Raw genomic sequence first — 22,707 nt, 5'->3', positions numbered from 1 at the left:
GGACGGTTGCGGAGCCGTGACAGACTGGCGGCATGGCGAGGGTGGTCAAGTGGCTCCGGCGCAACGCCGACGGCGTCCTCGTCCTGCTCATCGCGGGCGCCGTGGCCGTCCTGTCGCTGCTGGGCATGTTCCAGAACATCTTCACCCCCGACGCGATCAGCCAGGCCATCCTGCTGGTGCTGGCCCTGCTGGCGGTGGTGATCCTGCGCGACCGGCAGACCACCGCCAAGGCGCTCGAAGAGGCCGGCGCGGTCCAGCAGATCAACGGCTCGGAGGTCGCCACCGTCCACGCCGAAGCCCGGCGCGGCACGGATCTGTGGCTGTTCAAGGGCGGCACCGGCACCTACCTGCGGGCGGTGACGCTGCCCGAGTGCGTGCGCGAGGCGCGCGCCGAGCGGCGGCCCCTGCGCGTCCAGGCCGAGATCATCGACCCCAGCAACGAGCCGCTCTGCAAGCTGTACAGCCGCTACCGCCAGTCGCTGTCCACGCGTCCCGACGGCACCGGCGAGCGCTGGACGCTGGAGCGCACCCGCAAGGAGTCCTACGCCACGATCCTGGCCGCGTGCTGGTACCGGCAGCAGTTCAATTTCCTGACCATCGAGGTCGGGTTGTCGCAGGTGATGTCGACGTTCCGCTGGGACCTGTCGCACTCGCGGGTGATCATGACGCAGGAGGACTCCAAGAGCCCGTCGCTGGTCTTCCCGGAGGGCCGTCCGCATTACCGGGCGTATCACCGGGAGCTGGTGTCGAGTTTCAAGCAGTCGCGGGCGGTGGACCTGGAGCGCGCCGATCACGTGCTGCTCGATGACGAGCCGACGGTGGATCAGGCGCGGGAGGCCTTCGCGGCGCTGGGAATCGCGCTGCCGAAGGCGTACACCGACCGGGACGTGGCCGACATCGTGTCCAAGGCCCGGCACGCGAGGGATCCGTATCGATGAACGACTCCATGTTCGTGAACGACTTCGAGCTGCTGGCGGCGGCGATGGGGAACGGGACGGCGGAGAAGGCCGTCCCGGCGTGGGTGGCGGGGACGCTGGCCGGGGTGGCCGGGCACCGGCTGGAATTCCGGGCCGTGCGGCATCCCCTGGGTTTCGCGTGCCTGCCGGTGCTGCGGGCCGGGGAGATCGGGGTGTGCGTGCACCTGTGGGCGGCGGGCCGTCCGGAGGCCGATCCGAGCACCTCGCAGATGCACGCGCACAGCTGGGAGCTGACGTCCTATGTGCTCTACGGCGTGGTCCGCAATGAGCTGATCGAGGTCTTCGAGGACGCGCCGACGCACCGGGTCTTCGAGATCCGCTCGGGTCCGGGCGGCGATGAGATCGCGCCGACCGCGCGGCTGGTGCGGCCGGTGCGGGCGGAGGCGTCCACGCACGGCCGGGGCGAGGTCTACCGGCTGCCGACCGGGCGTTTCCACACCACTTCCCTGCCGGGTACCGGCGACGCCGCCACCGTCGTCCTGGGCCGTGGTCTCCCGGGCGCCCGGGACCTCTCGCTGGGGCCGGTGGACATGAGCGCGCACCACGTCACCCGGTCGCTGTTCGGCCGGGCGGACACGGTGGACGCGGCCAACGCAACGCTGCGGACCCTGCGGGAGCGCGGCATCATCTGACGTGGGAGGGCGCCATGGTGCCACGTGAGCCGGGAACGGCGGCGATGCGCGAGGTGGCGGTGGCCGCCGCGGAGGCCGCCGGGAGTCTCTTGTGGTCGGGTCGCCGCGATCACGCGCCCGAGGTGCGCGGCAAGGGCCTCGACGGCGATGTGGTGACCGATCTGGACGAGGCCGCCGAGCGCGTCATCATCAAGCGGATCCGCGCCGCCTATCCCGATCACACGATCGTGGCCGAGGAGACCGGCGTCCATGAGGCGGGCGGTTCGCGCTGGACGTGGCTGGTGGATCCGCTGGACGGCACGAACAACATCGCCATCGGCCTGCCGGTCTACGTCGTGGGCATCGCGCTGTGCCGGGACGGGCTGCCGCTGGTGGGCGTCGTCCACGATCCCGAGCGGGGGCAGACCTGGTCGGCGATCCGCGATGTGGGCGCCGAGGGTCCCGGTGGGGCGCGCGCGGTCCCGGCCGCGCCCCGCGTCTCCGCCGCGCCGCTGCTGGCCTGGACGCAGGGCCATGAGGTGTCTCGCGGCGACCCGCGCGCCCGCGCGCTGAAGCTGGCCCTGGAGGCCCGTTCCCGGCGGCTTCTTCAGCTGTGGGCGCCTCTGGTGTCGTGGCTGATGCTTGCGCGCGGCGACATCGACGGTTTCGTCGGCTACCGCGCCGAGGCGGTGGATCTGCCCGCCGGGATGCTCATCGCCCAGGAGGCCGGCCTCGCCGTCCGCGACCTGCGCGGCCACCCCTTCGACGCCCGCATCGGCCGCCCCGCCGAGGACCGCAGCTTCGTCGCGGCCCGCCCCGAACTCCTGGACCGCATCCTGGACTGGGTCCAGGCGGGACACGAGCTTGAGCGCGAACTCTCAGCGGCCTGGCCCCCGGGCGAGTAGGCCGCAAAAAGCCGCAAGCCGAAAGACCACCGTCACCACCGCCGAGAGGGAAGTGTCTTGACCGTGTGTCTGTGAAGGGCGCGCGCGTGCGGCGGCGCAACCAACCCGGTCGGCCACGACCCAAGCGGGTGCCGAAAAACTAAGGACGCCTCCGGCTCGGGAGAAGTGTCTTGACTTCCGGGGTCCAGGGGACGGAGTTCCCTGGTCTGGTCCAGGGCGAAGCGCCTAATCGGGTGCAGGGCGAAGCGCCTGCGCTCTCGCACCGACAGCCCGCAACCGGCCGGGACCCCCCAGGAGCCACCCAAGCCGAGAACCCCTCAGTACCCCCGCAACTCCACCGTCCGCTCCCCATCGTGCGCATAAGACACGATCGGCGCCGAAACCTTGAACCCCGGCGTCTCCTCGTACAACTCCCGAATCGACTCGAAGGGCCCGCCCTCCGCGCTCAGATCCGCCGCCCGGTCCAGCACCGCCAGGACCTCGTCCCCCTGCTCGCCGTCGGGTTCGGCGTGCCCCCACACGTCCCAGGGCAGGACTTCGACCTTGTTCAGCGCGGCCAGGTCGCGTACGACGTTGCCGCGGATCATGGCGGGCCCGAGGAGGTCGCCGGTGGGGAGCCGGACGCCGAAGGTCTGCGGGTCGGCGTCTCCGGCGCGGTAGGCGCGCCAGGCGTCCCCGGCGACGAGGAACCGGTCGCGGGGGACGTCCATGGTGTCGAAGCCCTGGGTGACGGTGTCGAATTCGGGGTCGGCGAGGGTCCAGCCCTTGCCGGGACGCCAGTACTCGGTGACCCAGTGGTCGCCGTGGAAGCCCTCTTCGAGGTAGGTGGCCCAGCCGCAGCGCAGCCGGGCGGGGACGCCGCCGTGGCGGAGGGCGGCGGTGAACAGCAGCGCGAAGTCGCGGCAGGTGCCCACGAACCGGTCGCCGGGTGCGCGGGTCTCGCTCAGGCGCGCGTCGTTCGCGGCGACGAGGTGGGCGATGATGGCGCCGGTGTAGCGGGTCTCGCCCTGTTCGAGGCGCTCGGGCGTCAGGTCGAGGCCGTGGCCGGCGCAGTCGAGGCGGTGCAGGAGCAGGCCGCGGACCATCGCGGCGAGCTCGGCTGGTTCGCCCGCGAGTTCCCCGAGGCGGGACCAGGCGGTGTCGGGGTCGGTGGCGGCACTGTGCGTCCCGTAGAACCCGGCCTCCGGCCGTGTCAGCACGTTCATGGCCCGTCCTCCTGTCATCGCGGCGTGCGAGGAACCTATCGAATTCCGTTCCGGGGTCTACTGGCCGGTCACCAGCAGCGCCGGGACGGACCCGGCGATGGCGATGAGCGCGCAGACGGCTCCGGTGAGCGCGAATCGGCGCTTTTCGACACGGACTCCGTAGATGCGGCACGACTCGTACCAGAGGAGGGTGGCCAGTGATCCCCACATGGTCACCACGGGCCCGACGTTGGTGCCGATGAGCAGCGCCAGCAGCTGGGTCTGGTTCTGGGCGGGGACGACGGTCTCCCCGGCGGTGTAGGCGGGCAGGTTGTTCAGCGCGTTGGACAGCCCGGCGCCGGTGAACGCGGCCCGGAACGCGCCGATGAGGCCGCCGTCGGAGCCGATGAGGGCGGCCATGACGTCGGCGAGCCCGTGCCGGGCGAGGGTCGGGACGACCAGGAACAGCCCGGTGACGAAGATGAGCAGCTGCCAGGGGATCAGGGAGGGGCGCAGGTGCGCGCGTCCGCCGTTGACGGCGAAGGCGGCCACGACCACGGCGGCGGCGACTCCGGCGGCGATGGCGATCTCGACGCCGGCGAAGAGCGCGATGACGAAGCCGAGGCAGGCGATGGAGGCGGCCCAGAACCGTTTGGGCGAGTCGATGGCGGGTGGCGCGGGCGGGACGTAGGCGTCCTTGCCGCGGGCTTTGCGGCGCCAGAAGAACAGCCACAGGAACAGCGCGGTGACCGCCACCGCGACCAGTTGCGGCAGCCACATGCGGGCCGCGAAGGCCGCCGGGGGCAGCGCGACGCGGTCGGCGGCGAGCAGGTTGGTCAGGTTCGACACCGGCAGCAGCAGGGACGCGGTGTTGGCCAGCCACACCGTGGTCATCGCCAGGGGCGGGGCGGCGATGCCGGTCTGCGCGGCCAGCGCCAGCAGGACGGGGGTGAGCAGGACGGCGGTGGTGTCGAGGTTGAGGAACATCGTCAGGCTCGACGCCAGCAGTACCGAGAGCCCGAACAGCGCGGGGTAGCTGCCGCGTCCGGCGATGGCCATGCGGGCGGCGAGGACGTCGAAGACGCGCGCCTCCTTGGTGAGCTTGGCCAGCACGATGATCGCGGCCAGGAACGCCAGGAGCGGTGCGATGCGGCGCAGGTTCGCCTCGGCTTCGGCGCGGGGCAGCGCGCCGGTCAGGACGCACACGATCCCGGCGGCGAGCAGGGCGAGGCGGATCCAGTCGAGGGGTGTGGCCGCGCGGACGGCCCGCGCCAGGCGTCCCCGTGCGGGCGGCTCGTCGGTCGGCACGGCGCCATCCTCGCACAGGGGCGCCGGCACCGGCGCGCCTCATGGAGCGCGCCTCCCCGGTGGCCGCGGGGGGCGCGCGGCGTCGGGGTTCAGGAGTTCCGGCGTCGCCTGGCCAGCCAGATCGCGCCGCCGCCGAGGGCGAGGGCGCCCAGGCCGGTGCCCGCGAGCATCGGGGCGGGCGAGCCGGTCTCGGGGAGCTTGTCCTTCTTGGCGGCGGGTTTGGCGCTGGACTTGGAGGGTGAGGGCTTCGCGGTGGACTTCGACGGGGACGGCGTGGGCGCGGGGGACGCGGTGACGGTCGCCTCGCGGACCTCGTAGACGGTGCCGTGGTGCTTGGTCTTCCAGGCGACCTTGTAGTAGAAGCGGTCGCCGGCGAAGTTCTTGTCGCCGGTGTAGGCGAAGGTCCCGTCGGCATTGAGCTTCAGGTCGCCGTGCTTGGGTCCGGTGTGGACGGTGTACTCGAAGTCCTCGCGGTAGTCGTTGCGGCTCAGGTCGCCGGTGGCCTTGCCGTCCTTGTCGGCCTTGTAGGCGATCGGGGGCGTGCCGCGCATGTCCTCCACGGCGGCCCAGGTGAACGTGGCCCGGTTCGTGCCGTCGGTGACGGTGATCTCGGCGGTGTACTCGACACCGAGGTCCATGAAGTCGACGTCGATGGCGATGGACAGCCCGTCTTCGGCGATGCGGGCCTTGACGCCGTCGTCGGCGTGGGCGAGGGCCACGGCCTTGATCTCGGCCCCGGGGGCGCCGTGGCAGAACTCGGCGAGTTTCGAGGTCTCGTGGTAGGCGATGGTGCCCGTGAGGTTGGCGTCGACCTCGCAGGTGAGGCCGGTCTTGGCGTCCTCGGCGTGGGCGAGGGCGGGCGCGGCGAGCAGGAGCGCGAAGGCGGTGCCGCCGACGGCGGTGGCGCGGGAGAGGGTCTTCATTCCGGTTGCCCCCATGGCTTGGTGGTCGGTTACGCCGGACGCGGCCCGGCATGGTCATCACGCCCGCGGGCCCACCCGGCGTTTACCCCGGGCACGCGAAACGCCTCCCCGGCGGTGCCGGGGAGGCGTGGAAGGGCGGGTGGATCAGGCGGCGCGGCGGCGCCGCGCGAGCCACAGCGCGCCACCGCCGAGGGCGAGCGCCCCCGCGCCGGTGAGCCCGACGAGCGGGACGGGCGCGCCGGTCTGGGCGAGCTGGTCCTTGCCGCCGGCGGCGGGCTTGGTGGTGGACTTGGACGGGCTGGGCTCGGGCTTGGCGGCCTGGTGGAGGTTCGCGCTGCGGATCTCGTACTCCACACCGTGGTACTTGGTCTTCCACGCGACCTTGTAATAGAACTGGTCGGCGCCGAAGTCCTTGTCGCCCTGGTAGAGGAAGGTTCCGTCGGGGTTGACGGTGATGTCGCCGTGCTTGGTCGAGGTGTCGATGGTGTAGACGAAGTCGTCGCGGTAGTCGTTGCGGCTCAGATCGCCGGTGGCCTTGTTGTCCTTGTCGGCGGTGAAGTCGATGTCGGGCGTGCCGCGCAGGCTGACCAGGCTCGACCACACGAAGGCCGCCTCGTTGGTCCCGTCGGTGACGGTGGCCTCGACGATGTACTCCACACCGAGGTCCATGTATTCGACGTCGATGGTGATGCCAAGGAGGTCCTGGGTCTTCACGGCCGTGGCGCCCGTGGTGATGGAGTTGATGGAGACGGCCTTGATCTGGGCGCCGTCGGCTCCGTGGCAGAAGTCGGCGAGCGTGATCTCGCCGTGGTAGACGACGCTGCCGTAGACGGCTCCGGCGACGTCGCAGGTGAGGCCGCTCTTGGCGTCCCCGGCCTGGGCGAGGGCTGGTGCGGCGAGCAGAAGAGTTAAAGCGGCGCCGCTGATGGCGGCGACGCGGAGCAGGGTCTTCATTCGGGCTTTCCCCCATGGCTGGATGGTGTTCGCGTGGTGCTTGTGTCAGCCGAGACGCCGTTCACACGTAGCCGGTTGACACCTGCCTGAAGACCCATTCAGTGATTCCACTGTGGACGCCTCGAAGGTCCTCAGTGGACGCGAAAACGCCCCTCCCGGGGTGGTGGGAGGGGCGTTCTCGGCTCGCGGGGACTAGGCGGCCTTGCGGCGGCGGGTCAGCCACAGGCCGGCGCCGCCGAGGGCCAGCGCGCCCGCGCCGGCGGCGGCGATCGCCGGGACCGGGGAGCCGGTCTGGGCCAGCTTGTCCTTGCCGTTGGCGGCGTTCTCACCCTTGCCCTTGTCGGTGGCGGGCTTGCTCGGGTGCTGCCCGGTGGGGCCGTCGGCGATGATGGTGGCCTTGCGGACCTCGAAGACCGGGCCGTTGTACTTGCTCTGCCAGGTCACGCGGTAGTAGAACTCCATGCCGGGCACACCGTCGGGGTAGGTGTAGGTCAGGCTGCCGTCGGCGGCGATCTTCAGCTCGCCCTTGCCGTGGACGATCTTCTCCAGGCTGAAGGTGTGGATGTCCAGGCTGTCGCCGGGGCCGCCGACGCGTCCCTTGTAGGTGGTCCCGGTCGCGGGGATCTCGATGACGGCGGGCTCGGTGCCGCGCGGGTCCACGACGGTCGCCCAGGTCAGCGTGGCGGTGTCGGTCCCGTCGGTGACGGTGATCCGGGCGACGTACTCGCGGTTCAGGTCCATGTGGTCCACGTCGATGGCGACGCTCAGGCCGTCGGCGGCCACCGCGGACTTGATCGCGCCGTGCTCGGCGGTCACGGACACGGCCTTCAGGGTGTCGCCCTCGGCGTCGCGGCAGAAGTCGGCGATCTTGACCGAGCCGTGGAACTCGGTGCCACCGAGCTTGGAGGCGGCGACGTCACAAGTGGGGCCGGTGTTGCCTTCGGCGGCCTGAGCCAGGGCGGGGGCGCCGAGCAGGAGGGCGAAGGCGGTACCGGCGACGGCGGAGATGCGGGTGAAGGTCTTCATGTGAGGGGCGTCCAAGAAGTGAGGAGGGAACTTCGTTCGTTACACCGGCCTAGACGCCACCCCCGTGGAACCCGTTTACAGTGGATCTCGGTGACCGTGATCACCCGCGGCCGAAGGTTTCCCCGGTACGGCGAAAAGGGCCTTCCCGGCTCTCGCCGGGAAGGCCCTCCCCCGTATCGCGGTGGTGCTATGCGGCGCGTCGCCGCATCAGCCAGACCGCTCCGCCGCCGAGCGCCAGGGCGCTCGCGCCGGTGAGCCCGGCCAGTTTCAGGGACGCGTCGTCTCTTTCGGACGGTGCGACGCCCGCGGCGGTGGACGGTGCCGTGAGCGTCGCCTCTTCCACGACGACGGCCGTGCGGATCTCCCGCCCTTTCGCCCAGGTGACCTCGTAGACGAAGTCGGCCCGGCCGAAACCCCGGTCGTAGGCCAGGACGAAGGCCCCGTCACGGCCGAGGTGGAGCCTGCTCTCCCCCTCCGGTCCCGTCCGCACCCGGTACTCGCATCCCTTGGCGGCCTTACCGCCCAGCTCGCCCTTGAGGACGCCGCTCCCGTCGGCGGTGAACACCGGCGCGGCGCTCCCGCAGATCCCTTCGGCCGCCCCGGCCGTGGAGCGCGCGCCGAGGAGGAGGACGGTCGCGGCTCCGGCGACGGCGGCGAGGCGGATCAGGGACCTGTTCATGGAACGCTTCCTTTTCGTGGTCTGAGCTGCGGGAAGAAGGCTCGACCGTCCACAGTGGACAGTCGTGCGGGATGGGTGGGACGGGATTTTCCGGAAGGGAGATGTCGTGCGGTGTTACGCGGCGCGGCGGCGGCGGGCCAGCCACAGACCGAGGCCGCCCAGGGCCAGGGCGCCCGCACCGGCACCGGCGATCATCGGGGCCGGGGAACCGGTCTCGGCGAGCGCGTCCTTGCCCTTGTCGGCGGCGGGCTTGGCCGGGGCCGAGGAGGAGGGCGCGGCCTTCCCGGTGACGGTGATGGTCACCTTGCCGGGCGCGGTGACCTGGCCGATGATCGACTGGATGGCGCCGTCGTAGGAGAACTCGTCGGTGCCGGTGAAACCGGCGTCGGGGACGTAGGTGAAGTCGCCGTACTGGTCCAGCTCCAGCGAGCCGTGCTTCGGGTGGTCGGTGACCATCGACCACTTGTCGAAGGGCTTGCCGTCGTTGTCCGAGACGTCGCCGGTGAGCTTCTGGCCCGCCACCACGGTGTAGGAGTCGTCCTCGACGGTGTCGGCCCAGCCGAAGCCGATGATCTGCGCGGTGCCCAGTTCCTCGCCGGTGTTCCAGTCGAAGACCTCGGCGGTGGCCTCGAACTCGGTGCCGGGCGCGGTGGCGGCGTCGGGGTGGTAGATGAAGGCGGAGCGGTTCGAGGTGATCTCGAAGGTGCCCGGACCGTGCACCGCGGTGATCTTGGAGACGCCGAACTGCTGGCCGTAGCCGCCGTGGCACCAGTCGTTCATCGCGACCTCGATGGTCTCGGCGGTCCCCGCGTTGAACTGGACGGGGATCTGCCCGCAGGGCGCGTCGGCGGCCGAGGCCATGGCGGGCGCGGCGAGCATGAAGGCGGCGGAGGTACCGAGAACGGCGGCGAGGCGGGGCAGGGTCTTCATGGCGGTTCGTCCTTCAATGGGCGTGTTCAACCTGACGTCCACCTAGACGACCGCCCGCCGGGAGGCGGTTGACAGCCGGTCCGAAAGTTTTTCCGCATCGTCCACTGTGGAGCTTTGAAACGGCCGCCGAGCTGCCCCCGGATCACCGAAGAGGCGCGAAAGTCGTTCTGGCGAAGCCGAAACCCGCGTCCGGGACGCGAAAAACCGCCGGCGCCCCGGAACGACCCGGGGCGCCGGCGGCACCATGGCAGTGGTTGTTTCTGCCTAAGAGCGTAGATCAAACACCTACGTCGCGGCCATCGATCCGCCAGGCGCAAACCACGGCGGGCTTGCCGTAGTCCCCGTTCGGCCAGGTCGACGCGGGATTGTCCACACTGGCCCCGGTGACCTCTCCGGGGTGCTGGACGGCGACGAACACCGACTTGGTGTCGTCGGTGACCCACGGGCCGCAGGTCTCGGCGCCGAAGGGCACCGACAGGAACTGCTTGACGAAACCGCGCTCGGGACCGGTCAGCGGGACGGCGAAGAGGCCGTCGTTGGCGCCCAGCTGGTTGCCGTCGGTGGAGATCCACAGGTTCTTGCCCGAGGCGTCGAAGGCGACGTTGTCCGGGCACGAGATCGGGGACACCTTGGTCTTGTCGAAACCGGCGAAGAACGTCGAGGGGTCCTTCGGGTCGCCGCAGACGATCGGCAGGTCCCAGGTGAAGGTCTCCGAGGTCTGCTCGCCGTTGTCCTCGGTGATCTCGATGATCTGGCCGTGCTTGTTCAGGTTGCGCGGGTTGGCCTCGTCGGCCGCCGCCTTGCCGGGCTTGCCGCGGTCGGTGTTGTTGGTGAGCGCGGCGTAGATCTTGCCGGTCTTGGGGTTGGGCTGGACGTCCTCGGGGCGGTCCATCTTGGTCGCGCCGACGGCGTCACCGGCGAGGCGGGTGTGGACCAGGATCTCCTCGACGCTCATGCCGGGCACGAGCGACTCGGTGCCGCGCACCAGCGGGATCCAGCGGCCGGTGCCGTTGAACTGGCCGTCGGCGGGGAGCTTGCCGGTGCCGTCGATCTCGGCGGCCGAGGTGTAGCCGAGCTTGGCCACGTACAGGGTGCCGCTCTCCAGCAGGCGCAGGTTGTTCTCGCGCGCCTTGCGCGAGTTGCCCTTGGCGAACTTGCGCTCGGAGACGAACTTGTACATGTAGTCGAAGCGCTCGTCGTCGCCCATGTAGACGACCGCGCGGCCGTCCTTGGCGAGGATGGCGTTGGCGCCCTCGTGCTTGAAGCGGCCCAGCGCGGTGTGCTTGCGCGGGGTCGAGTCCGGGTTGTACGGGTCGATCTCCACGATCCAGCCGAAGCGGTTGGCCTCGTGCGGGTGCTTGGTGAGGTCGAAGCGCTCCTCGACCCGGTCGAAGCGGCGGTTGTCGGCCGCGTGGTGCTTGCCGGTGTCGATGCCGTAGCGGACCAGGAACGGCTTCTGGTCGGCCGGGACACCGTCGCCACCGGTGAAGTACTGGTTGAAGTTCTCCTCGCCGGACAGCACCGTTCCCCACGGCGTGACGCCGCCGGAGCAGTTGTTCAGGGTGCCCACCGGGGTGGTGCCCTTGGTGTCGGCGGCGGTCTTCAGCAGCGCCGAGCCGCGCGCGGGACCGGTGAACTCGAACTTGGTGCCGACGTGAATGCGGCGGTTGTAGCGGCGGTTGCGCGAGGGCTTCCACTGGCCGGTGTCCTCGACGCGGCTCAGGCCCACCACGGACATGCCGTGGGCGGCCATGGCGATCTCGATCTGGTCCAGCGGGGCGACGTCACCGGTGGTGTAGCCGCGGAACATCAGGACCTCGTTGGTGTACTCGTGGTTGGCCACGAGCAGCGCGCGGTCCTCGTCGTAGCCCCAGGGCAGGACGCCGACGAAGTCGTTGTTGTAACCGAACTGGCGCTTCTGGGCGCGCGCGCTCTGGTTGTCGATGTCGAAGTCGGGGGCGCCGTCGACGACCTTGTCGCCCCACTCGATGACGACCGCGTGGTCGTAGCCGTTGGGGGTGATGACCGCGTCGATGGTGTTGGGCGGCACGGCCCGGAAGGTCAGGCGGCCGTCGTTCTCCGTCACGCCCTCGGGCGTGGCGAACTGGGGCGTCTCGCCGTCGCCGCCGTCACCGGCGAAGGCGGGGGTGGCGGAGGCGACGCCGGCGGCGGCGGCTCCGAAGACGGCGGCGCCGATCGCGCCCGCGCGAAGGACACCGCGCCGGGAGGCGACGGCGTCGGTCACGATGTCCCCGAGGTACTCGTTTCCGGACTGGTTGGGGACCGGGTGGTCGCAGGCGTTGCCGCAGCGGAACCGGCAGGTCATGGAGCTGCGGTTCGCGTGCCGCACGTCCTTGGTGAACAAGGGAAGCAGGCGGCGTCGCTCAGGGACGGTCACGTTCGTGCTCCTCGCAGGAAGGGTCTTGATGAGCGCGACGTTAAGGCCCGGTGCGGAAGACCCGGGGGGCCTTTGGTTGCCGGGAGGTTAACGAGAAGGGATGCCTGTCCCTGGTTCGGGCAAGCCGCCCAGGTGAGCGCACGCGTCACAACCGGCCCGCCGTGGGCGTCAACTGGATGAGCGAAAGGATCTAGCCATGGACGACCCCCTCATCCGGCGTTTCGACGAGACCACCGGACGCCTCCGCGAGATCGCGCGGACCATGCTCGGCTCCCACTCCGAGGCCGAGGAGGCGCTGCACCGCGTCCGCGACGCCCTCGGCGGTCCCGAACGCGACGTGGACGCGTGGCTGAGCGCCGTCGTGGCCCGCGTGGCCATCGACATGCTGCGCGAGCGGCGCGGCCTGCTGCGCCCGGACCCCGACGGTCCCGGCCCCGACGGCACGACGCTGGCGCTGCTGACCGTGCTGGCCACCATGGACCCGGGCGAGCGCCTGGCGTTCGTGCTCTTCGAGGTCTTCGGCCTGCCCTTCGAGGACATCGCCGAGGCCCTGGGCGGTTCGCCCGCCGACGCCCGCGAGCTGGCGGGCCGCGCGCGGCGGCGGGTGCGCGGTGAGGCCGCGTAGGTCAGTCCCGGCGGGCCCGCAGGTAGCCGGGCAGGTTGACGAGGAGGACGTAGCCGGTCATCACAGCGGCGGCCGCCCACGGCGACAGCAGCGCCGAGGGCATGTGGTCGCCGTATTTGACGGCGGGGTCGACGCCGGCGAGTTCGGTGTGCAGGCGGGTGAGCACGATGGAGCTGATCCGGTCGTCCCAGGGCGCGGGGAGGTTCATGGCGACGATGGGCACGATGTACCAGAGGGCGAAGACGGTCCCGATGGTCGCCACCGCCGAGCGGGTGAGGGCGCCCAGCCCGAGGCCGATGAGGGCGAACATGGCCACCGAGGGCCCGCCGACGAGCAGGTCGGCGAGCCGGACGGGTTCGTCGTACTCGGGGATGGGCCGGTCGCCGATGATCGCGCCGGTGAGGCCGCGCGCGGCGGCCATGGCGGCCACGCCGGTGAGGAGCCCGGCCGCGGTGAGGACGGCGGCCTTGGCGGCGAGGACCGCCCACCGGCGGGGGACGGCGGTGAAGGTGGTGCGCACGAGCCCGGAGCGGTATTCGGCGGTCAGCGACAGGGCGCCCAGGACCGCGAAGACGAGCTGCGCGACGAACAGCGCCATCTCCTCCAGCGGCGCCACCGCGATCGTGGCGCGGCGGGTGGCGTCGGCGCCGTCGTACATGGACGCCACGTAGAGGGCGAGCGCGCCGGTCCCGGCGACGGTGGCGGCGATGGCGGCGAGGCCGATCCAGGTGGCGCGGGTGGTGCGGAACTTGATCCATTCGGCGTGGACGGCGTTCATCGGGTGCCCCCGTATTCGACGGACGTCTCGGTGAGCCGGAAGTAGGCGTCCTCAAGGGATTCGCCCCCGGCGGTGAGCGCGGCGACGGTGGTGTCGGCGATGAGCTTCCCGCGCCCGATGACCAGGAGCCGCTCGGCGGTCAGGGCCATCTCGGTCATGAGGTGGCTGGACACCAGGACGGTGCGGCCCTCGGCGGCCAGGTCGCGCAGGAGGCCGCGGATCCAGCGCACGCCTTCGGGGTCGAGGCCGTTGACCGGTTCGTCGAACATGAGGACGCCGGGGTCGCCCAGGAGGGCCTGGGCGATGCCGAGGCGCTGTTTCATGCCCAGGGAGTAGGCCGAGGCCGGGCGGCGGGCGGCGCCGGTGAGGCCGACGCGGTCGAGGACCTCGGCGACGCGGGCCGCGCCGATGCCGTTGGCGGCGGCCACGGCCCGCAGGTGGGCGCGGCCGGAGCGGCCGGGCTGGAGCGCGGTGGCGTCCAGGAGCGCGCCGAGGACGTGCGCCGGGCGCCTGATGGCGGTGTAGCGGCGGCCGTCGACGAGGGCCTCGCCGCCGTCGGGGCGGTCCAGGCCCAGGATCATCCGCATGGTGGTGGACTTCCCGGCGCCGTTGGGGCCGAGGAATCCCGTCACGTGGCCGGGCGCGACGGTGAACGACAGCTCGTCCACCGCCGTCACCCGGCCGTACCTTTTGGTCAGCGAGCGTGTCTCGATCATGCCGCCCAGCCTCGCCGGAGGGGCCCCTCCGGGGCATCGGGCGGCGGACGGGACTCTCGCGCCCGCCCGGGGTCGCAGTACCGGCCCCGGCACTAGACCCGGGTATGACGTCCCGCCGCCCGAGGCCGCCGCGGGCGATCTTGGCTACCGTCGCCGGTATGGACGAACGGCCGATCTTCCGGCGCCTGGCCCCCGGCGCGCTACTGGCGATCGACGGCGCCCTCGCCGTCGGGTACTTCCTGGCCCTGGCCACGTTCCCGATGACCGCCGGGACGGCCGCGCAGCCGCTGCGGATCGCGCTGGCGGCCGGCATCGCGCTGCCGGTGGCGCTGCGCCGCCGGTACCCGCGCACGGTCCTGGCGGTGGTGGCCGCCGCGTCCATCGCCGCCGCCGTCGCGGGGCTGCTGCGCGAGCCGTTCCTGGCCGCCGCATTGGCCGCCTACACCGTCGCCCTCCAGCAGCCCCGGCACCGCCGCGAGCCGACCCTGGCCATCGCCGTGGTCTCCGCGCTGACCCTCGTGTGCGGGACGATGGCGGGCGGCGGCGGACCCGACATCGGCCTGGTCGTCGTGGGCGCGGCCGTCACCGGCGCGGCCTGGACGGTGGGCCGCGCGGTCCGCGAGCGCCGCATGTGGGTGGCGCGCTCGGCGGCGCAGGCCGTCACCGAGGAGCGCCTGCGCATCGCCCGGGAGCTGCACGACGTCGTCGCCCACGGCATGGGCGTCATCGCGGTGAAGGCGGGCGTGGCCGCGCACGTCCTCGACGCGCGCCCCGAGGAGGCACGGGAGGCCCTGAAGGCCATCGCCGCCGAGAGCCGCGCGGCCCTCACCGAGCTGCGCAGCATGCTCGGGGTCCTGCGCTCCGGCGACGAAGACCCCCTCACACCCGCGCCGGGCCTGGCCGAGCTGGCCGGGCTCCCCGGCCGCGCCGGACCGGCGGGGGTGCGGGTGACGCTGGACGTGCGCGTCCCCGGCGAACCGCCCGCCGGTGTGGCCACGGCCGCCTACCGGATCGCCCAGGAGGCGGTGACCAACGCCGTCAAGCACGCCGCCCCCACGTCCTGCCTGGTGCGGGTGACCGGGGACGGCGAGTCCCTCCAGGTGGAGGTCACCGACGCCGGGCCCGGCCGCCGCGTCCCGCCGCCGCCCGCCGGTGGGCACGGGCTCATCGGGATGCGTGAGCGGGCCGCCGCGCACGGCGGTACCTTCGACGCCGGTCCCCTGCCGGGCGGCGGTTTCCGGGTGCGGGCCCGCCTGCCCTTCGAGAGGAGCCCCGCGTGACGTCCGTGCTCATCGCCGACGACCAGGCGCTGCTGCGCGGCAGCTTCCGGGTCCTGCTGGAGACCTCGGGCCTGGAGGTGGCCGGTGAGGCCGCCGACGGCGCCGAGGCGGTGGAGCTGGCGGCGGCGCTGCGGCCCGACGTGGTCCTGATGGACGTGCGGATGCCCGTCATGGACGGCATCGAGGCCACCCGGCGCATCTGCGCCGCCTCCGAGACGCGCGTGCTGATCCTGACCATGTTCCACCTCGACTCCTACGTGTACGACGCCCTGCGCGCCGGGGCCTCCGGGTTCCTGCTGAAGGACACCCCGCCGGAGGACCTGCTGCGCGCGGTGGACGTCATCGCCGCCGGGGACGCGCTGCTCGCCCCGGCCGTCACACGCCGCCTGATCGCCGACTTCGCCGCCGCGCCCCGCACCGCCGTCCCCCCGGCCGGCTCCCTCGACGGCGTCACCGGCCGCGAGCGGGAGGTGCTGACCCTGGTCGGCCTGGGCCTGTCCAACACCGAGATCGCCGAGCGCCTGCACGTCACCCTGGCGACCGTGAAGTCCCACATGGGACGCCTGCTGGCCAAGCTGCGGGCCCGCGACCGCGCCCACCTCGTCATCGCCGCCTACGAAAACGGCCTGGTCACCGCACGGGAGCGGTGACCAGGCCGGGCCCGGTTCAGGCGTCGCGCCGCTTGAGCAGCAGCCCACCGGCGATGAGCGGGACGATCGCGTACAGCGCCAGGACGAGCACGGCCGCCCCCTGGCCGTAGAAGGACCCCGGTTCTCCCGCGATCTGCGCGGGCAGCTGCATCGTGAGCGAGGACATCACCTTCGGCCCGATCGAGGCCGGCAGGAACTGCGCGGCGATCGGCGCGACGAACATCAGCGCGCTGATCGTGACCAGCGCCCCCGCCGTGGACCGCAGGACCGTGCCCAGGCCCAGCCCGAGCAGCCCCATCACGAAGATCGACAGCGCGTTGGCCCAGATGCGCGGCCCGGCCTCGGCGAAGTCCGGTACCGCGATGGCACCCGTGCGGTCCCCCGCCGCCATGATCCCGAGGAGGTAGCCCGCGAAGGACATGGCCACGCCCAGCACCGCCGCCGTCAGGCCCACGACGGCGACCTTCGCGCCGAAGATCCGCCCCCGTCCGGGGACCGCGGTGAGGCTCGTGCGGATCATGCCCGTGGCGTACTCCCCCGTCACCGCGATCGCGCCCAGCGCCGCCAGGCAGAACTGCGCGATAGGCACGATCAGCGCCGACGGGTCGGCCGACTCGAACGCCGCCTGCTCGGCGGCGCTCTTGGAGTCGTAGTCGGCGACCATGAAGAACGCCGCGATCCCGCCGAGGGCGAGCGCGCCCACCAGCGCCGCCGCGAACGCCCACGTCGAACGCACCGAGCGCAGCTTCAGCCACTCCGAGGCGACCGTCCCGCCCAGCCCGCCGCGCCGCCCCCTGGGGACGGCCACCGTCATCGCGCTCATGCCGCGCTCCATTCCTTCGCGCGGTACTCCACGCTGTCCTCGGTCAGTTCCATGTAGGCCTCTTCCAGCGAGGCCGTCCGCGGCGTCATCTCGTGCAGGACCACGCCCCGCGCGAAGGCCAGCTCACCGATCTTCGCGGCCTCCAGCCCCGTCACCGACAGGGCCGCGTCCTCGGTGACCGAGACCGTCGCGCCGACCTCGGCCAGCGCCGACTTCAGCTCGGCGACCTGCGGGGTGCGCACCAGCACGTCCCGCTTGTGCCGCTGCGCGAGATCGGCCATCGACGTCTCGGTGATGAGCTTCCCGCGCCCGATGATCACGATGTGGTCGGCGGTCAGCGCCATCTCGCTCATCAGGTGACTGGACACCAGGACCGTGCGGCCCTCGGCGGCCAGCGCCCGCATGAACTCCCGGATCCAGCGGATCCCCTCCGGGTCCAGCCCGTTCACCGGCTCGTCGAACATGAGGACCCCCGGGTCCCCCAGCAGCGCCGCGGCGATCCCCAGCCGCTGCCGCATCCCCAGCGAGAACCCGCCGACCCGCTTGCGCGCGACCCCGGCCAGCCCCACCCGCTCCAGCACCTCGGTGACCCGCTTCCCGCCGATCCCGTTGGACACGGCCAGGCACCGCAGGTGGTTGAACGCCGAGCGCCCGCCGTGCACCGCACCGGCGTCCAGCAGCGCGCCGACCTCGAACATCGGATCCTTGATGGACGTATAAGGGCGCCCGTTGACCAGGGTCTCCCCCGACGTCGGCCGGTCCAGGCCCAGAATCGCCCGCATCGTCGTGGACTTACCGGCCCCGTTCGCCCCGAGGAACCCGGTCACGCGCCCGGGCTCGACGGTGAACGACAAGCCGTCGACGGCCGTCTTCGGGCCGTACCGCTTGGTGAGTTCGCGTACCTCGATCATGCGATAACCTTCGGCGATTTCGGCGGCGAAATCGTCGGCGCACGGCCGGAACTACGGCTCGGAGCGAGGGCGGACCCGACAGGGGGAACCCGTACGACCGTGGTCTGACACGCGGGGCGCGAAAATGCGACGAGCAGGCCCGGCCCACCCCGGTCCTGCTCGTCGTCCACATCTTTCGCGGGCCCGCGAAGAGCACCCCGAGCCCGTCCCAACCGACACGCGCACGTGTCACCACCGCCACGGCCACCCTCACAATGGCCGCGGCACGGGTCTGGTGCGCGCGAAGCGGTCGGTCACCGGCTAGACGAGGTGGGGACTGCGGGACGCTGGTGGCGTCCCGCGCACCGCCGGTGGGCTCGCGCTGCTCTCCGCTATGAACTTCCCGCTGGACGCGGCGCCCGCTTGGGCTGGGCTTCCCCGGCGGGCCGTGTCAACCGTCGCCCACGCCCTCGTGCCCGGCAACCGCGATCACCCGGACGGGCGACCTTCGCGCCCATATGATCGTCATGATCTAGGGGGGAACATGGGTCTAACCAGGCGAAACGCACTCACCGGCGCCGCCCTGGTCGCCGCCGCGACCGGGCTGCCGACGCCGGGGGCGCGAGCGGCGCTCATCAGCGCGCCGGAGATCGACGAGACCGACTACCTCGTCATCGGCTCCGGCCCGGGCGGCGCCCCCATCGCCGCGAACCTCGCCGAGGCCGGCTACCGCGTCCTGGTCCTGGAAGCCGGGCCCGCGCACGGCGACCCGGCCTTCTACGACGTCCCCGCCCTCCACCCGCGAGCCGCGACGGACCCCGCCATCACCCTCACCTACCCCGGCGCGAACCCGCGCGCGGCCACCCTCGGCGGCTGCACCGCCCAGCACGGCATGATCACCGTCTACCCCGACCCCGCCGACTGGGACGAGCTCCAGCAGCTCACCGGCGACGCCGGGTGGGGCGAGATGTGGGAGGTGTGGCGGCGGGTCCACGCCACCTGGCAGCCCACCGAGCTCGCCGACGCCCGTCCCGCCCTGCGCGACCCGCGGCTGCTGCGGGTGGCCGCCGCCGTCCTCGCCGAGGCCGGCGCGCACACCGACCGGGGACTGGTGCAGCTGTCGCTGTCGAGCGAGCCGGTCCACCTGTCCCGCGACTGCAACGAGGACCCCGCCGCGCGCGGCTTCTTCCAGCCACCGCAGGCCACCCGCGACGGACGCCGCTACGGCCCACGCGAGCGGCTCCTGGACGCCGACCGCCGCCAGGCGAACCTCACCGTGCTCACCGACGCCCTCGCCGAGCGGATCGTCCTCGAAGAGGACGCCGGCGGGTGGCGCGCGGTCGCCGTCGACTACCGCGCCGGACGCCACCTCTACGGCGGCTTCGCCGACTCCCCTTACAACGGCTTCGCCGGCGGCGGCGCGGCCGGGGAGAGCCGCAGCGTCCGCGTCGCCAAGGAGGTCATCGTCGCCGCGGGCGCGTTCAACGCGCCGCAGCTGCTCATGCTCTCCGGCCTGGGCCCGCGCGACCACCTCACCGAGCACGGCATCGAGACGCGCGTGGACCTCCCCGGCGTCGGCGCCAACCTCCAGGACCACCGGCTCGTCACCGTCGTCACCCGCGCCGACGAGCGCTTCGCGCTGCTGGACGGCTGCTCCTTCGGCGACGAGGGCGACCCGTGCCTGGCCGACTGGCGCCGGACCCCGCCCGGCGAGCGCCTGTCCAGCGTGTACGGCTCCAACGGCGTCCTGTTCGGGCTGCGCCGGGGCTCGCGCGCCGCCGAGGACGGCCGCGCCGACCTCTTCGTGTTCGGGACGCCCTCGGCCCGCGACTTCACCTGGACCGTCCTCAAGGGCTACCCGCGCGGGCGCGGCACGGTCCGGCTCGCCTCGGCCGACCCGGCCGCCACACCCGTCGTCGACCACGGCCCGCCCGACGCCGCCGACGACGCCGCGCTCATCGAGGGCGTCGACGCCGCCCGCCGCATCGCCAAGGCCGCCGCCATCGGCGACGAGGTGACGCCCGGTCCGGACGCCGACCTGGCCGCCTACGTGGCGGGCGAGACCCGCGGCCACCACGCGTCCGGCACCAACCGCATGGGTGCCCCCGACGACCCCGGCGCCGTCGTCGACGGGCGCCTGAAGGTGCGCGGCACGGCCAACGTGCGCGTCGTGGACGCCTCGGCGTTCATCCGCGCGCCGGGCCTGTTCCCGTGGCTGGCGACGGCGCTGCTGTCGGAGAAGGCCAGCGCCGACGTGCTGCGGGACGCCTAGTCCCGCCTCCACTCCCCGGCCGGGAGCCCCGGGAGCACCTGATCGCGCGTGAAGCCGCAGTGGCACAGGACGGCGACCACGCCGGTCCGTGGCCCTTGCCGCGCGTGCCGGGGAGCGGCCCGAGGCCGATGTGCGCCGAGCGGTCGTGGGCGTCGATGCCCCACGGGACCCCGGCGAGCGTGCCGCCCGGCGGTCTCGCCGACCACGACCCGGGTGTCCTTCGCGCCGGGCGCGAGCGGGCGCCAAGGCCCACCCTCGGCCCGCGGGCTAGTAGCGGATCATGGCGTCCACGTCCCGCTTGAAGTGCGGGAACTCCGCGCGGGCCGCCGCGACGATCTCGTCGGCGCCACGGCGGGGCGTGGACGCGTACCGCTCGGCGATGGCCACCAGCGCCGGTTGCGCGGCGGGCTCGTCGTAGGCGGTCGCGACGACCTCGCAGGGCCCGACGCCGTCGGCGAGGAGCCACAGCAGGTCCGAGAGGTTCGCGGCGACGACCCCGATCTCGCCTTCGGAGCCCAGGAACACCACCGGCTGCTCGGTGAGCGGGCGGCCCTCGCGGGCCAGCCACAGCGCGGCGGCGCCGCCGGTGCCGTCCTCGCCGAAGACGCGGAAGGCGTCCCCGTCGATGCCGGGGTCGCCCGTCCACAGGCGCAGCCAGTCGGTGGTCTCGGCGGCGGAGACGAACTCCGCGTGCACGCCGAGGTCGATGCCCTCGCCCTCGGCGTAGTCGATCTCGGCCTGCGCCAGCGCGGCCAGGGCGGCGGGGTACTCACGGTCCATGCCCGGCAGGCTAACCGCCGGGTGCGACGTGTTCAGGAGGTGCGCGACACCATGTACGCGCAGACGGCCTCCAGCGCCCGCCGCGCCGGGACGTCCGGCAGGCGCGTGAGGATGTCCCGCGCGCGCTCGCCGTAGGCGTCGAGGGTCGCGCGCGCCTTCTCCATGGCCTTGCTGGCGCGCAGCAGCGTGAGGGCCTCCGGGAGGTCCGCCTCGGCGACGGGGCCCGAGACCAGTTCGCGAAGCCGCGCGTCGGCCGGGTCGTCGTCGGCGAGGGCGTAGAGCGCCGGGAGCGTCGGGACGCCTTCGAGCAGGTCGGTGCCGGGCGTCTTGCCGGAGGTGCGCGACTCGGAGGCGATGTCGAGCAGGTCGTCGGACAGCTGGAAGGCCACCCCGATGACCTCGCCGAACTCGGCGAGCGCGTCGGTGACGTCCTCGCCGGCGCCCGCGAAGTACCCGCCGAAGTGGGCGCTGGTGGCGATGAGGCTGCCGGTCTTCTCGGCGAGGACGTGCAGGTAGAACTCGACCGGGTCGGCCCCCCGCGGACCGGCGGTCTCGGCGATCTGCCCGGCGACCAGCCGCGCGAACGTGCCCGCCTGCTTGCGCACCGCCTCGGTGCCCAGCGACGCGGTGATGTCGGAGGCGCGCGCGAACAGGTAGTCGCCGATGAGGATCGCGAAGGTGTTCCCCCACCGCGAGTTCGCGCTGGGCGCGCCCCGCCGCACGGGCGCCTCGTCCATGACGTCGTCGTGGTACAGGGTGGCGAGGTGGGTGAGCTCCATGACGACGGCGGCGTCGATGATGCCCTCGGCCTCGGCGTCGCCGAAGTGGCTGGACAGCAGCACCAGCATCGGCCGGAACCGCTTCCCGCCGGCCAGCATCAGGTGCGCGGCCGCCTCGGCGATGAACGGGTCGGCGCTGTCCACGGCCTCGCGCAGGCGGACCTCGACCTCGTCGAGACCGCGCTGGACGGCGTTCGTCAGCGCCGGATCGTCGAAATCGATGTCGACGGGCGCGCTGGAGGGCGTTTGCGTCAAGCTGACCACGGGCTCACCCTGCCATACATAGCCGTACGCCTCCCCGGTGCCCCTCGTTTAGGTGTCGTGCACAGCTTAGGGTGTCGGCGCCATGGGGGATCTTGGTATGAGGGGTCGCGGGCGAGCCCGTCAGGCGGCGTGCGGCTCGGGCTTCTCCCCGTCCTCATCGCAGGCCAGCAGCATGTCGAGGAACGTGAGCGGGACCTCCTCGCCCTCGAAGTCGGCGATGACGCGGATCCGGCCGCCGAGGGCCGCGACGTAGCGCGAGAGGACGCCGACCGTCGAGACCTCCCCGCGCTCGATCTGGCTCACCCGGGCCTTGCTCACACCCATGCGCCGCCCGACGTCGGCCTGGGTCAGGCCGAAGTTCTTCCGCTTCTCCACGAGCAGGTACGCGTGAGCCCAGGCCTTGAGGCGCTTCGTCTTCTCCTTGACGACGGCCTCACCGCCCGCCTGCTCGATGTACTCGGCCCGGATGTCGGACCACTTGTGGTACTTCGCCATCACAGTCCCTCCGCAATACGGTCGCTCAGATACGTCTCATACCGGGCTTCGGCCTCGGGTATCGCCGTCCGGTACCACGTCGACCACTCACCGGCCTTGTCCCCGCCGAGCAGGATCACCGCCGCGCGCCACGGATCGAAGGCGAACAGGATCCGCAACTCGCTCCGTCCCGACGAACCCGGCCTCAGCTCTTTCAGGTTGTGCAGACGCGATCCGTGGATCACGTCGACCAACGGCCGCCCGAGCCTGGGGCCCGTCTCGGCGAGCACGTCGAGCGCACAGACGACCTGCTCCTGAGACTTCTCATCCAGCCCACTCCACCAGGCCCGAAACTCGTCGGTGGCATAGATTTCCCACTCCTCCATGGGGAGAAATCTAGAATACGCTTAACTTCAAGCGTGTGCGTCACGATCTGTCGTGTCGCCGACAAAATGATCTTCATGAATGCCGAAGCGCCCGG

The 22,707-nt window shown here is 72.3% G+C and carries 23 protein-coding genes; 7 read left to right on the top strand and 16 right to left on the bottom strand.

Annotated elements, in window-relative coordinates; genetic code table 11:
* Positions 1-32: 32 nt before the first annotated feature.
* Genes QSK10_RS27350 through QSK10_RS27340 form a run of 3 tightly spaced genes read left to right on the top strand, consistent with a single transcriptional unit; the run spans position 33 to position 2,493 of the window.
* Positions 33-938, top strand: coding sequence for a hypothetical protein (locus QSK10_RS27350; protein WP_285665994.1), 906 nt, complete (start codon positions 33-35; stop codon positions 936-938).
* Positions 935-1,609 (top strand): hypothetical protein, encoded by a 675-nt coding sequence (locus QSK10_RS27345; RefSeq protein ID WP_285665993.1) that lies wholly within the window; start codon positions 935-937, stop codon positions 1,607-1,609. Before QSK10_RS27350 ends, QSK10_RS27345 begins: the two co-directional genes overlap by 4 nt.
* 14 nt (positions 1,610-1,623) lie before the next feature.
* The gene (locus QSK10_RS27340; RefSeq protein WP_285665992.1) at positions 1,624-2,493 is read left to right on the top strand and encodes an inositol monophosphatase family protein; all 870 of its coding nucleotides are present in this window, start codon (positions 1,624-1,626) and stop codon (positions 2,491-2,493) included.
* A gap of 317 nt (positions 2,494-2,810) precedes the next feature.
* On the opposite strand, the gene QSK10_RS27335 is transcribed toward QSK10_RS27340, so the two are convergent.
* From QSK10_RS27335 to QSK10_RS27300, 8 genes are all read right to left on the bottom strand, one after another.
* Positions 2,811-3,698 (bottom strand): transglutaminase-like domain-containing protein, encoded by an 888-nt coding sequence (locus QSK10_RS27335; RefSeq protein WP_285665991.1) that lies wholly within the window; start codon positions 3,696-3,698, stop codon positions 2,811-2,813.
* Positions 3,699-3,755: 57 nt separating this feature from the next.
* The gene (locus tag QSK10_RS27330; RefSeq protein WP_285665990.1) at positions 3,756-4,985 is read right to left on the bottom strand and encodes an ArsB/NhaD family transporter; all 1,230 of its coding nucleotides are present in this window, start codon (positions 4,983-4,985) and stop codon (positions 3,756-3,758) included.
* 89 nt (positions 4,986-5,074) lie between these two features.
* Entirely contained in the window at positions 5,075-5,908 is an 834-nt protein-coding gene (locus QSK10_RS27325) for an Ig-like domain-containing protein (RefSeq protein ID WP_285665989.1), read from the bottom strand.
* Between the two features lie 144 nt (positions 5,909-6,052).
* Positions 6,053-6,862 carry an Ig-like domain-containing protein gene (locus tag QSK10_RS27320; protein ID WP_285665988.1) on the bottom strand — a complete coding sequence of 270 codons (810 nt, stop codon included), beginning with the start codon at positions 6,860-6,862 and terminating at the stop codon, positions 6,053-6,055.
* 192 nt (positions 6,863-7,054) lie between these two features.
* Positions 7,055-7,888, bottom strand: a complete 834-nt coding sequence (locus QSK10_RS27315; protein ID WP_285665987.1) for an LPXTG cell wall anchor domain-containing protein — start codon at positions 7,886-7,888, stop codon at positions 7,055-7,057.
* 187 nt (positions 7,889-8,075) lie between these two features.
* Complete coding sequence (locus QSK10_RS27310) at positions 8,076-8,567, bottom strand: hypothetical protein (protein WP_285665986.1); 492 nt, start codon at positions 8,565-8,567, stop codon at positions 8,076-8,078.
* Between the two features lie 114 nt (positions 8,568-8,681).
* Positions 8,682-9,497 carry an Ig-like domain-containing protein gene (locus QSK10_RS27305; RefSeq protein WP_285665985.1) on the bottom strand — a complete coding sequence of 272 codons (816 nt, stop codon included), beginning with the start codon at positions 9,495-9,497 and terminating at the stop codon, positions 8,682-8,684.
* A gap of 277 nt (positions 9,498-9,774) precedes the next feature.
* A complete protein-coding gene (locus tag QSK10_RS27300; RefSeq protein ID WP_285665984.1) occupies positions 9,775-11,895 on the bottom strand; it encodes a PhoX family protein in 2,121 nt (706 codons plus the stop codon).
* A 196-nt stretch (positions 11,896-12,091) separates the two neighbouring features.
* Here QSK10_RS27300 and QSK10_RS27295 point away from each other — a divergent pair, with 196 nt between their 5' ends.
* Complete coding sequence (locus tag QSK10_RS27295) at positions 12,092-12,520, top strand: sigma factor-like helix-turn-helix DNA-binding protein (RefSeq protein WP_285665983.1); 429 nt, start codon at positions 12,092-12,094, stop codon at positions 12,518-12,520.
* Between the two features lies 1 nt (position 12,521).
* On the opposite strand, the gene QSK10_RS27290 is transcribed toward QSK10_RS27295, so the two are convergent.
* Positions 12,522-13,298, bottom strand: a complete 777-nt coding sequence (locus QSK10_RS27290; RefSeq protein ID WP_285665982.1) for a hypothetical protein — start codon at positions 13,296-13,298, stop codon at positions 12,522-12,524.
* Positions 13,295-14,014, bottom strand: a complete 720-nt coding sequence (locus QSK10_RS27285; protein WP_285665981.1) for an ABC transporter ATP-binding protein — start codon at positions 14,012-14,014, stop codon at positions 13,295-13,297. Before QSK10_RS27285 ends, QSK10_RS27290 begins: the two co-directional genes overlap by 4 nt.
* A gap of 158 nt (positions 14,015-14,172) precedes the next feature.
* Here QSK10_RS27285 and QSK10_RS27280 point away from each other — a divergent pair, with 158 nt between their 5' ends.
* Together QSK10_RS27280 and QSK10_RS27275 are read left to right on the top strand one after the other, a co-directional pair.
* Entirely contained in the window at positions 14,173-15,294 is a 1,122-nt protein-coding gene (locus tag QSK10_RS27280) for a sensor histidine kinase (protein ID WP_285665980.1), read from the top strand.
* On the top strand, positions 15,291-15,944 hold the full coding sequence (locus QSK10_RS27275; RefSeq protein ID WP_285665979.1) for a response regulator: 654 nt from the start codon (positions 15,291-15,293) through the stop codon (positions 15,942-15,944). Before QSK10_RS27280 ends, QSK10_RS27275 begins: the two co-directional genes overlap by 4 nt.
* Before the next feature lie 16 nt (positions 15,945-15,960).
* Here the strand turns inward: QSK10_RS27275 and QSK10_RS27270 are convergent, their stop codons facing one another.
* Both QSK10_RS27270 and QSK10_RS27265 read right to left on the bottom strand, forming a co-directional pair.
* On the bottom strand, positions 15,961-16,767 hold the full coding sequence (locus QSK10_RS27270; protein WP_285665978.1) for an ABC transporter permease: 807 nt from the start codon (positions 16,765-16,767) through the stop codon (positions 15,961-15,963).
* Positions 16,764-17,678, bottom strand: a complete 915-nt coding sequence (locus QSK10_RS27265; protein ID WP_285665977.1) for an ABC transporter ATP-binding protein — start codon at positions 17,676-17,678, stop codon at positions 16,764-16,766. Before QSK10_RS27265 ends, QSK10_RS27270 begins: the two co-directional genes overlap by 4 nt.
* A 523-nt stretch (positions 17,679-18,201) precedes the next feature.
* Here QSK10_RS27265 and QSK10_RS27260 point away from each other — a divergent pair.
* On the top strand, positions 18,202-19,929 hold the full coding sequence (locus tag QSK10_RS27260; protein WP_285665976.1) for a GMC family oxidoreductase: 1,728 nt from the start codon (positions 18,202-18,204) through the stop codon (positions 19,927-19,929).
* A 267-nt stretch (positions 19,930-20,196) separates the two neighbouring features.
* Here the strand turns inward: QSK10_RS27260 and QSK10_RS27255 are convergent, their stop codons facing one another.
* The 4 genes from QSK10_RS27255 to QSK10_RS27240 all read right to left on the bottom strand — a co-directional run bounded on the left by QSK10_RS27255 (position 20,197) and on the right by QSK10_RS27240 (position 22,612).
* Complete coding sequence (locus QSK10_RS27255; RefSeq protein ID WP_285665975.1) at positions 20,197-20,709, bottom strand: SMI1/KNR4 family protein; 513 nt, start codon at positions 20,707-20,709, stop codon at positions 20,197-20,199.
* A gap of 32 nt (positions 20,710-20,741) precedes the next feature.
* On the bottom strand, positions 20,742-21,752 hold the full coding sequence (locus QSK10_RS27250) for a polyprenyl synthetase family protein (RefSeq protein ID WP_432705369.1): 1,011 nt from the start codon (positions 21,750-21,752) through the stop codon (positions 20,742-20,744).
* A gap of 120 nt (positions 21,753-21,872) precedes the next feature.
* On the bottom strand, positions 21,873-22,247 hold the full coding sequence (locus tag QSK10_RS27245) for a helix-turn-helix domain-containing protein (RefSeq protein WP_285665974.1): 375 nt from the start codon (positions 22,245-22,247) through the stop codon (positions 21,873-21,875).
* Entirely contained in the window at positions 22,247-22,612 is a 366-nt protein-coding gene (locus tag QSK10_RS27240) for a type II toxin-antitoxin system RelE/ParE family toxin (RefSeq protein WP_285665973.1), read from the bottom strand. Before QSK10_RS27240 ends, QSK10_RS27245 begins: the two co-directional genes overlap by 1 nt.
* Positions 22,613-22,707 lie beyond the last annotated feature (95 nt).

Source organism: Actinorhabdospora filicis, assembly GCF_030269765.1.
Lineage (GTDB): Bacteria > Actinomycetota > Actinomycetes > Mycobacteriales > Micromonosporaceae > Actinorhabdospora > Actinorhabdospora filicis.
The sequence above is the reverse complement of the archived record's forward strand: the minus strand, read 5'-3'. Positions and strand labels throughout refer to the sequence as shown.